Source organism: Actinomadura kijaniata NBRC 14229 (assembly GCF_001552175.1).
In the GTDB taxonomy this organism is placed as follows: Bacteria; Actinomycetota; Actinomycetes; order Streptosporangiales; family Streptosporangiaceae; genus Spirillospora; species Spirillospora kijaniata.
This window is the reverse complement of record NZ_BCQR01000147.1, coordinates 21,509-31,545: the sequence shown is the minus strand read 5'-3', so window position 1 is coordinate 31,545 and position 10,037 is coordinate 21,509. Positions and strand designations below refer to the sequence as shown.

The 10,037-nt window shown below is 75.2% G+C and carries 9 protein-coding genes; all 9 read right to left on the bottom strand.

Annotation, left to right across the window (positions count from 1 at the left end):
* Window positions 1-826 (bottom strand): ATP-binding cassette domain-containing protein (locus AKI01S_RS36445; RefSeq protein ID WP_067828553.1); only part of this gene is annotated, 826 nt, incomplete at its 3' end.
* Window positions 823-1,680 (bottom strand): ABC transporter permease, encoded by an 858-nt coding sequence (locus tag AKI01S_RS36440; RefSeq protein WP_084000608.1) that lies wholly within the window; start codon window positions 1,678-1,680, stop codon window positions 823-825. The genes AKI01S_RS36440 and AKI01S_RS36445, both read right to left, overlap by 4 nt.
* Window positions 1,667-2,683: an ABC transporter permease gene (locus AKI01S_RS36435; protein ID WP_281186188.1), complete on the bottom strand. Its 1,017-nt coding sequence runs from the start codon at window positions 2,681-2,683 to the stop codon at window positions 1,667-1,669. Before AKI01S_RS36435 ends, AKI01S_RS36440 begins: the two co-directional genes overlap by 14 nt.
* Window positions 2,668-4,248 (bottom strand): ABC transporter substrate-binding protein, encoded by a 1,581-nt coding sequence (locus AKI01S_RS36430; protein ID WP_067828550.1) that lies wholly within the window; start codon window positions 4,246-4,248, stop codon window positions 2,668-2,670. The genes AKI01S_RS36435 and AKI01S_RS36430 overlap by 16 nt, the downstream gene beginning before the upstream one ends.
* A gap of 82 nt (window positions 4,249-4,330) precedes the next feature.
* Window positions 4,331-5,845: a class I adenylate-forming enzyme family protein gene (locus AKI01S_RS36425; RefSeq protein WP_067828547.1), complete on the bottom strand. Its 1,515-nt coding sequence runs from the start codon at window positions 5,843-5,845 to the stop codon at window positions 4,331-4,333.
* 151 nt (window positions 5,846-5,996) lie between these two features.
* Window positions 5,997-6,638, bottom strand: coding sequence for a DUF1444 family protein (locus AKI01S_RS36420; RefSeq protein WP_067828544.1), 642 nt, complete (start codon window positions 6,636-6,638; stop codon window positions 5,997-5,999).
* Window positions 6,639-6,747: 109 nt separating this feature from the next.
* The gene (locus tag AKI01S_RS36415; RefSeq protein ID WP_067828541.1) at window positions 6,748-8,259 is read right to left on the bottom strand and encodes a cobyric acid synthase; all 1,512 of its coding nucleotides are present in this window, start codon (window positions 8,257-8,259) and stop codon (window positions 6,748-6,750) included.
* Window positions 8,260-8,281: 22 nt separating this feature from the next.
* Window positions 8,282-9,217, bottom strand: a complete 936-nt coding sequence (locus AKI01S_RS36410) for a cobalamin biosynthesis protein (protein WP_067828538.1) — start codon at window positions 9,215-9,217, stop codon at window positions 8,282-8,284.
* On the bottom strand, window positions 9,201-9,995 hold the full coding sequence (locus AKI01S_RS36405; protein ID WP_245681923.1) for a phosphotransferase: 795 nt from the start codon (window positions 9,993-9,995) through the stop codon (window positions 9,201-9,203). Before AKI01S_RS36405 ends, AKI01S_RS36410 begins: the two co-directional genes overlap by 17 nt.
* Between the last annotated feature and the right edge of the window lie 42 nt (window positions 9,996-10,037).

Genomic DNA, 10,037 nt, shown 5'->3' with positions numbered 1-10,037 from the left:
CCGGCCCGCTCCCGCGCGGGCTCGCGGTGTCCAGCCCGGCGGCGGCCACCAGCTCGCGGGTGAACGCCTCGCGCGGCGCGGCCAGCAGCTCCGCGGCCGGGCCCCGCTCGATCACCCGCCCGCCGGACAGCACCGCGATCTCGTCGGCCCAGCGGCCCGCGACGGCCAGGTCATGGGTGATCAGCAGCACGGCGCGGCCGCGCTCGGCGGCCTGGGCGCGCACGGTGTCCAGGACCTCGGCCTGGGTGACCGGGTCCAGCGCGGTCGTCACCTCGTCGGCGATCAGCAGGTCGGGTTCCAGGACCGTCGCCAGCGCCAGCGCGGCCCGCTGCGCCTGCCCGCCCGACAGCTCGAAGGGCCGGGCGCCCCACACCTCTTCGGCCGCCAGCCCGCACCGCTCCAGCGCCGCCGCGCCCCGCTCGAACGGGTCCCCGGCGCCGTGGGCGCGGACGGTCTCGGCCAGGTGCCGCCCGATGGTGATCGTCGGGTTGAGGCTGGCGGCGGCGTCCTGGAACGCGTACCCGACGCGCCGCCCCCGCAGCGCCCGCAGCCCGCGCACCCCGAGCGCCGTCACGTCCGTGCCGCCGACGGCGATCCGCCCGGTCACCCCGACCCCGGCGTCCGGGTCGTGCAGCCGCACCACCGAACGCGCCGTCAGGCTCTTGCCGCTGCCGCTCGGCCCGACCAGCGCGACGACCCGGCCCGCCGGGACCGACAGCGACAGCCCGTCCACGACCGTGCGCCCGGCGACGCGCACCACCAGGTCCTCGATCTCCAGCGCGGCCGCGCCGGTCACGGTGTCGGTCACGGTGTCGGTCACGGTCACCAGGCCCTCCCCTCGCCCCGCGCGACGGCGGAGGCCAGCACGTTGACCGCCAGGATCGTCACCACGACGCACGCGGCCGGGAACGCGACGGTGTACCACTCGCCGGTCAGCAGGTGCGCCTGCGCCTCGGTGAGCAGGTTGCCCCAGCTCGGCCGGTTCGGCGGGACGCCGAGGCCGAGAAAGCTCAGCGTGGACTCGGTGAGGACGGCGTGCCCCACCTCGAACGCCGCGATCGACGCGACCGGCGGCAGCGCCCCCGGCAGCAGGTGGCGGCGCAGCACCTGGCCGCGCGACAGCCCGAGCGCGTACGCGGCGCGCACGTACAGCCGTTCCCGCTGGCTGACCAGTTCGGCGCGGGCGACCAGCGCGACCGGCATCCAGCTCGTCACCGCGACCGCCACCACCACCGTGCCCAGCGACGGCCCCATGACGGCGGCCAGCGCCAGCACGACGATCAGCATCGGCAGCGACAGCAGCACGTCGGCGGTCCGCGCGACCAGCTCGTCGAGCCAGCGCGGCCCGGCCGCGGCGACCGCGCCCAGCAGCACCCCGGCCACGACGGTGATGGCGGCGGCGACCAGGCCGACCAGCAGCGAGGTCCGCGCCCCGTACAGCAGCCGGGCCAGCAGGTCGCGTCCCAGCAGGTCGGTGCCGAGGGGGTGGCCGGGCGATCCCGGCGGCAGGCTCGTCGCTCCCGTGTCGGTGGCGATCGGGTCGAGGGAGGTCAGCAGCGGCGCGCACACCGCCGCCAGCGCCAGCAGCCCCAGCACCGCGCCCGCCGCCCACACGCCGGGCCGCCGCACCGGCACCCGGAACGCGAGGAAGCCCGGCCGGGCCCGGTCAGTGACGGCCATCGGAGGTCCTCCCCGTCAGCCGCACGCGCGGGTCCAGCCACGCCACGGCCAGATCGCCCAGCAGGTTCGCGACGATCACGATCACGCCGGTGACCAGCACCACGGCGGTCAGCACCGCGTAGTCCTGGTCCCGCGCCGCCAGGATCGCCTGCCGTCCCACGCCCGGCCACGAGAAGATCTGCTCGGTGGCGTAGGCGCCCGCCATCAGCCCGCCGACGCCGACGCCGAGCCGCGCGGTGAACGGCACCAGCCCCGGCCGCAGCAGGTGCCGCGCGGTGACGGTCCGTCCCCGCAGGCCGCGCGCCCGCGCGTTGGCGACGTGCGGGGCGTTCCGCAGCCGCCCGACGCCGGTCTCCACGAGCCGCGCGTAGGTCCCGAAGTGGTGCCCGAACGCCAGCGCCAGCGCGGGCAGCACCAGGTGCGGCACCAGCACCCCGAGCGTGACGGGCTCGCCGGGCCGCGCCAGCCCGCCCGACGGCAGCACCCGCAGCCAGGCCGCGAACACCCACAGCAGCAGCAGCGCCGTCACGAACCCCGGCATCCCGCCGAGCACGAACAGCGCCGTCTCGATGCCCCGCCGCACCCAGGCCCGGCGCGTCACCGCCGCGACCAGCCCGACCGCGACGGCCCCGGCCACGCTGAACGCGGTCGCGACCAGCGTCAGCAGCGCCGTCCACGGCGCGGTCTCGGCCAGGATCTCGCCGACCGGGCGGCCGCTGCCGTAGGACAGGCCGAAGTCGCCGCGCACCGCCCCGGCGACCCACCGCCCGTAGCGCTGGGGCAGCGGGTCGTCCAGCCCCATGTGCCGCTCCAGCCGGGCGACCTCGGCGGCGGACGGGGGGCGGCCGCCGTTGCGCGCCTCCAGGATGCTCTCGGCCGGGGAGCCGGGCGCGAGGTCCAGCAGCGCGAAGCACAGCGCCGAGAGGGCGGCGACGACCACCAGGGCCGTCACCGCCCTCCGAACGAGAAACCCCAGGAGCGGGGGGTTCAGGACCAGGACCACTTCTCGACGTTCCAGAAGAAGCCGTAGCCGTGGTGGCCGAGGGTGCGCCGCTGCGGACCGGTCAGGTTCCCGGGCACCGCGTTGTTGGTGTCGAGGTAGGCGATCCACACGAACGGCGGGTCCTCGGCCAGGGCCTTCTGGAAGTCGGCGTAGGCGGCCTGGCGCTTCCCCTCGTCCAGGGTGCCGCGCCCGCGCTCCAGTGCCTTGTCCACCTCGGCGTTCTTGTAGGAGCCGTAGTTGGAGCCGCCCTTGTCCAGCTCCTCGGAGGAGTGGAACGGGCCGAACACCGACGAGTCGGCGTCGTAGGGCGTGCCCCAGCCGATCACGAACGCGCCCAGGTCGCCCCAGTGGTCGCGGACCCAGGAGCGGGGCTTGGGGGTGCCGGAGATGTCGAATCCGGCCTGGCGGAGCTGGGTGGCGGCGACGTTGAGGATCGCGACGCGCGCCGAGTCCTCGGCGAACGTGGTCAGCTCGAACCTGACGGTCTTGCCGTCCTTCTCCCAGAGCCCCTGGGCGTTCTTGGCGTACCCGGCGCCCTTCATCAGCTCGTCGGCCCTGGCCGGGTCGTGGCGGAACGGCGCGGGCTCGCTCCTGAACGGGTTGGTGTCCAGCGGCCCGGTGGCGGGCTTGCCCTGCCCGGCCAGCACGCTCCTGACCACCGCGTCGCGGTCCACGGCGAAGTTCATCGCCTGCCGGACCTTCCTGTCGGCGAACACCGGGTTCTTGAAGTTGAACAGCAGCGCCCGGTAGTCGGCGGTCGGGTAGGTCTCCAGGCGGATCCTGTCGTCGCTCTTGGCCCTGGCGACCTGCTGGGGCTGGATGTGGGCCCCGTCTACCTCGCCGTTGCGGAGCTGGATCAGCCGCGCCGAGTCGTCCGGCACGTACTTGATCACGATCTTGGGCAGCCTGGGCCTGCCCTCGTAGTACCTGTCGAACGCCTCCAGCTCGGCGTACTGCCCCGGCTTGAACGCCTTCAGCCGGAACGGACCCGCCCCGATCGGGGCCTGCCCGAACCCGCCGTCAGTGATCTTCTTGCCCGTCAGGGCGTGCTCGGGCAGCAGTCCCATCGACACCGCGTCCAGCAGCGGCGCGAACGGCCTGCTCAGCCTGAACGTCGCCGTGGTGTCGTCGGGTGTCTCGACGCTCCTGACCGCCGAGAAGTTGCGCGACAGCGGCGCGTCGGCTCCGGCCGCCTTCACGGTGTCGATCGTGAACTTGACGTCCTTCGAGGTGAGCGGCTTGCCGTCGTGCCAGGTGAGGCCGGGCCGCAGCTTGAAGGTGTACTCGGTGCCGTTCTCGGCGACCCGCCAGGACTCGGCCAGGCCGGGCACGACCTTGTTGTCGGCGTCGTGCCGGGTCAGCCCGCGGAAGACCATCTCGGTCACCGGGTCGGTGTGCTCGTCCTGGAGCGCCGGGTTGAGCGTCTCGGGCTCGTCGCCGATCGCGTAGGTGAACGTGCCACCGGACTTCCCGCCCGCGGGACCGGACCCCGAGCCACCGCACGCGGTGGCCAGGAGCCCGGTCGCCATGGCGATCGACCCGACGACGAGGACGGACTTACGCATGAGTCTCCTTGTTGCAATCAATTCGCAACAGGCGACTATATCCGCAATCGCGTCTCCCGTCCGATTCGCCCCGGCCGGACGTTCAGCCGGCGCCCCGGCCGAGCGCCACCCGGTCGATCTTGCCGGTGGCGGTGTGCGGCATCTCGGCCAGCAGCGTCACCGACAGCGGCACCTTGTGGTCGGGCAGCCGGTCCCGGGCGAACGCCAGCAGCTCCCGCTCGGCCTCCCCGCGCGGCAGCCACGCGGGGTCCTCCAGGACCGCGAACGCGCGCAGCCCCGGCCGTCCCCCCGCGTCCGCGTTCCCGTCGTTCATGACCACCGCGACCTCCACCACCGCGGGGTGGCGGCCGAGGACGCGCTCGACCTCCAGCGGCGCGACCCGCTCCCCCGCCACGGTGACCTGGTCGAGGACCCGCCCGTGGTGGTGGACGAACCCGTCGGCGTCCACGTGGACCAGGTCCCCGGTGCGCAGCCACCCGTCGGGCCCCAGGACCTCGGCGGTCTGCTCCGGCCTGCCCAGGTACCCGGTCATCACCGACGGGCCCCGCACGTACAGCACGCCGGTCCGCCCGGGGCGCACCTCGCGGCCCGGCCCGCCGGGCACGCCCTCGGACCGCACGGAGATCTCGAACGGCTCCAGCACCACCCCCAGGGTGCCGCGGCGGCGGCGGGTGACGGTGTTGGAGACGAAGGTGTGCCCGACCTCGGTGCTGCCGAGACCGTCCAGCACCGGGCAGCCGAACGTCTCCTCGATCCGGTCGCCCAGCGACGGCAGCAGCGGCTCGCCCGCCGACACCACCGCCCGCACCGTGCCGAACGCCTCCCGGACCGCGTCCCGCGCGCCGTTGCCCACCAGCCGCGCGTACCAGGTCGGAACGGTGAACAGCAGCGTCGGCCGGTGCCGCCGCGCCTGCTCCACCGCGCCCCGCACGCTCGGCCGGGAGGACCACAGCACCGACGAGCCCCCGCACAGCATGGGGAAGAACACCGTCGCGCCGAGACCGAGCGGGTAGCACGCCTTCGACAGCGAGAACACCACGTCCTGGGGGGTGATGCCGAGCGCGCCGATGCCCAGCGCGCGGAAGTAGACCTCGGCGTCGGTATGCCTATGCACGGCCCCCTTGGGCTTCCCGGTGGTTCCGGAGGTGTACTGCACGTACGCGGGGGTGTCGGGGAGGACGGGCGCGGGATCGGGGATCACGGCGGGCTCGTCGGTGAGGTCCCCGTCGGTGAGCGTGTGCGCGGAGGCGAACCGGTCGAGCAGCCCGGGCGCGCACACCACCGCCCGCGGCTCGGCGTCGGCGAGGACGTGGGCGTGCTCGGCGGCGGTCCGTTCGGGCCCGGTGAGCACGGCGACCGCGCCGAGCCGCAGCGTGCCCAGCAGGGCCGTGACGAAGCCGACCGAGTCGGGCAGCGCGATCAGGACGCGCTGCCCCGGCCGGATCCCGGCGGCGTGCAGCACCCCGGCGGCGGTGGCGGCCGCGTCATGGACCTCACCATGACTGAAGGTGGTCTCGCCGGAACGGAACAACGGGCGGTCCCGCCAGCCGTAGGTATCGGCGCGGCGGGCGAGCAGGGCTGCGAGATTGCCTTCCATGGCGCGGCTCCTCCTGCCTGGGGACGACAAGCGGAGGTTACGCCGGGTAGGCATACCGACACGGCGGGTTCCCCTGATTTCGGTCTTGGACCGGGGATGATTAGGGCATACCTACGGGGACGCCGGTGACGGGGCCGGTCGGGCGGGCCGGTCAGGCGGGGAGCGCCGCCCAGGCGTCCCCGGTGCGGACCAGCAGGTCGCGGGTGAGCAACTGCCCGGCCGGGACGTCCCAGGCGGGGTCGGCGTCCGCGCCGGTCCCGGCGGCGAGCCGGTCCTCGGACCAGACGCGCTCCACCGCCCACCGCAGCCGCTCGACCCCGTCGGGGTGCCCGGTGCCGGTGGCGACCAGCACGTCCCGGCCCGGGACGGCCACCACCAGGTCGCCCTCGACGTCCTGGGCGAGCTTCTCCAGGAACGCCTCGTCCAGCAGCAGCCCCGAGTCGAGGCCGCCCTCGCCGAACGCCACCGTCACGGCCCGCGCGTCGGGGTACCAGTTCATCGTCAGGCCGGGGCGGCGCGCGTGCAGGTTGACGGCGGCCAGGCGGCGCAGGTCCTCCGGCGCCACGTCCATCTCGTCGCAGTGCCGCCGCGCCACGTACTCGTAGCGGCGCCCGCCGGGGCGTCCCGCGACCGGCTCGTCGTCGAGCTCCAGCGCGTAGGTGACGTACAGGTCCCCGGCGAAGGGCTCGCGGATCGGCTCCTCGCCCGGTGGAAGCGGGAACTCCAGCTGCACCTCCGCGGGCACCCGCGCCCTCATCAGCGGGACGATGAGACCAGTCCGCGGCTCGGTCACGGGTCGCTCCTCCTCAGGCGGCCTTCGGCATCCAGAGTGGATCACCCTACCCGGGTCGCGCCGCCGCTCACCGGAACCCCGCCATCCCGGTCTGTGACATCGCCCGCGCTCAGCGTCCGCCCGGCACCCGCGGCGCGCCGCCGGGAGCCACGACGGGCAGCCCCGCCGGGGCCCCGTCCTCGACGAGCCGCCACAGCGCGTCGGTGTCGAGGTGCCGTTCGACGAGATCGCCGAGCGTGTCGAGGGTCGCCTCCCGGATCGCCGCGAACGACACGTCCGGCGCGACCCGGAAGTCGCGCCCGGCGGCCCCGGCCACCTCGGTCAGGAACGCGCGCCGGAAGCCGTCGTTCTCCAGGGCCCCGTGCCAGGTGGTCCCCCACACCGCGCCCTCGCGGCACCCGTCCAGGAACGGTTCCCCGCCCGCCGTCTCCACGATCCCGTGGTGGATCTCGTAGGCGCTGACGCGCTCGCCGTAGGCGGTGCCCTCGGGCCGCCCCAGGGTCTTGTCCGGGGCGAACTCGACCCGCGCGGGCAGCAGCCCGAGCCCCGCGACCGTCCCGGCCCCGGACTCGACCTCGTCGACGATCTCCCGCGCGAGCATCTGGTAGCCGCCGCAGATCCCCAGCACGGGCCGTCCCGCGCGGGCGCGCCGGACGATCGCGTCGGCGATGCCGCGCTCGCGCAGCCAGGCCAGGTCGGAGACGGTGGCGCGGCTGCCCGGCAGCACCACCAGGTCGGCGTCGGCGAGGTCACCGGGGCCGACGGCGTGGCGGACCACGACGCCGGGCTCGACGGCCAGGGCGTCCAGGTCGGTGAAGTTGGAGATCCGCGGCAGGCGCACCACCGCGACCCGCAGCGTCTCGGGCCCCAGCGGGGCGCGCGCGTCGGGCCGGGGCCGGTCCAGCGCGAGGGAGTCCTCGGCGTCCAGGTACAGGCCCGGCGTCCAGGGCAGCACCCCGAGCGTCGGCCGTCCCGTCAGCAGCCGCAGCTGCTCCAGGCCGGGGGCCAGCAGCTCGGGCGCGCCCCGGAACTTGTTGATCACGAATCCGGCGACCAGCGCCTGGTCGGCGGGCTCCAGCAGCGCGACAGTCCCGAACAGCGAGGCGAACACCCCGCCCCGGTCGATGTCGCCGACCACGACGACCGGCAGGTCCGCGGCGCGGGCCAGGCCCATGTTGGTGATGTCCCCGGCCCGCAGGTTGATCTCGGCGGGGCTCCCGGCGCCCTCGCAGACCACGACGTCGTACTCGTCGCGCAGCTCGGCGAGGCTGGCGTTCACGACCTCGCGCAGGCGCTCCTTGTGCGCGCCGTACTGCAGCGCGTCCACCTCCGCGACCGGCCTGCCCAGCAGCACGATCTGGCTGCGCCGGTCACCGCCCGGCTTGAGCAGCACCGGGTTCATCACGGCGCGCGGCTCCACGCCCGCCGCCTGCGCCTGCATGTACTGCGCCCGCCCGATCTCCGCGCCGTCGGCGGTGACCATCGAGTTGAGCGACATGTTCTGCGCCTTGAACGGGGCGACCTTCACGCCCTGCCGCGCCAGCCACCGGCAGATCCCCGCCGTGACCACGCTCTTGCCCGCGTCCGAGGTGGTTCCCGCCACCAGCAGCGCCCCGCCCACACGCACCTCTTCGTCCGTCGTCCTAACGGCGGGCCAGCGCCCGCGCGACCCCGGCCGAAACCAGGGCAGCAGCCACCGTAACGCCCGCCGACAGCCGCACGGCCCGCCGGATGTCCCGTACCTCGGGTCCGCGGCCGTCACCGAGCTCGGGACGGCGCTCGACGCGTCCGCCGTAGCTGTTGGCCCCGCCGAGCCGGACCCCGAGCGCGCCCGCGAACGCCGCCTCGCAGCGTCCGGCGTTGGGGCTGGGGTGCGCCGCGCCGTCCCGCCGCAGCACCCGCCACGCCTCGCCGCGCGCGCCCCGGGCGCAGGCGACGGTGAGCAGCCCGGTCACGCGCGCGGGCACCCAGTTGGCGAGATCGTCGAGGCGGGCCGAGGCCCACCCGAACCGCTCGTACCGTTCGTCGCGGTACCCGACCATGGCGTCCAGCGTGTTGACGGCCCGGTACGCCAGCAGCCCCGGAACGCCCGCGACCGCGCCCCACAGCAGCGGCGCGATGGCGGCGTCCGAGGTGTTCTCGGCCACCGACTCGGTCGTGGCCCGCGCGAGGTCGTCGGCGTCCAGCCCGGCCGGGTCCCGGGCGCACAGGTAGGAGAGGCGTCCCCGCGCCGCGGCGAGGTCCCCGTTCTCCAGGTGGGAGGCCATCAGCCGTCCCTCCCGGCCCAGCGAGGTCCCCCCGAGCACGGCCCAGGTGGCGAGGGCGGTGACCCCGGCCCTGGCCACGGGTCCCCGGACGGCCCGCTCCACCGCCCAGCCACCGGCCGCGACACTCCCGACCAGCACGGACGTGTAGAGCACGCCCCGCCCGCGCGAGTCGGCGTAGACCGCGCGCTCCCAGGCCTTGGCCGCACGGCCGAACAGCGCGACCGGATGCCCCCGCCGGGGGTCGGCGAAGACGGCGTCCAGCGCCACGCCCAGCAGCAGTCCGGCGGCCCGTCCCTCAGTGGAGGCGCGCATCGAGCTCGTCCCAGTGCCTTTCCAGCCAGTCCTGCGCCCGGCGGATCCGGGGCCCGGCCCCGCTGTGCCAGATCCGCGCCCAGCCGCCGCCGAGCCGTTCGGCCCGGGTCCGCATGGCGCGGTAGGAGCGGTCGAACCGCACCCGCGCCGCCGGGAGCAGCTCCCGCCGGCTGTCGCGGTCCAGCCCGTAGGCGTCGCAGAACATCCGCATCCGCCGCCCCACGTCGGCGCCGTACAGCAGCCCGTCGCGGTCCGCCGGGTCGGCGATCGGGGCCCAGTGCCGCAGCGTGGTCACCACGTCGTACAGCCGGGTCGTCGGCCGCGCGAGATCGAAGTCGATCAACGCGACGGGCAGGCCGTCCCGGAAGACCACGTTCTCCGGCGTGACGTCGCAGTGCCCGATGATCTCGGGGGCGCCGTCCAGGTTCGACGCCTCGGTGTCCCAGGGCTGGTCCGTCGGCACCCCGTAGGACTCGACGGCGTCGTGGTAGCGCCGCAGCAGCCGCGCGAGCCCCGCCAGCGCGTCCTCACCCGCCGCGTACGCGGGCAACGGCCGTCCGGGGGCCTCCCCCGGCATCCAGCTCAGGACCTCCCGGCCCTGCCCGTCGATGCCGAGCACCCGCGGGGCCCCGTCGAACCCGACCTTCTCCAGATGCCGCAGCAGCCCGTGCACCGCCGGGGTGTGCGCCCGCACCGGCCGCCGGACGGTGTCCCCGACCCGCACGACCCCTTCGGTGACCTCCCCACCGGAAAGCGGCACCTCCACGTCAACCCCCACAGCCGTCAACGATATGCCGCCCGGCGACCGCTCACGCCGACT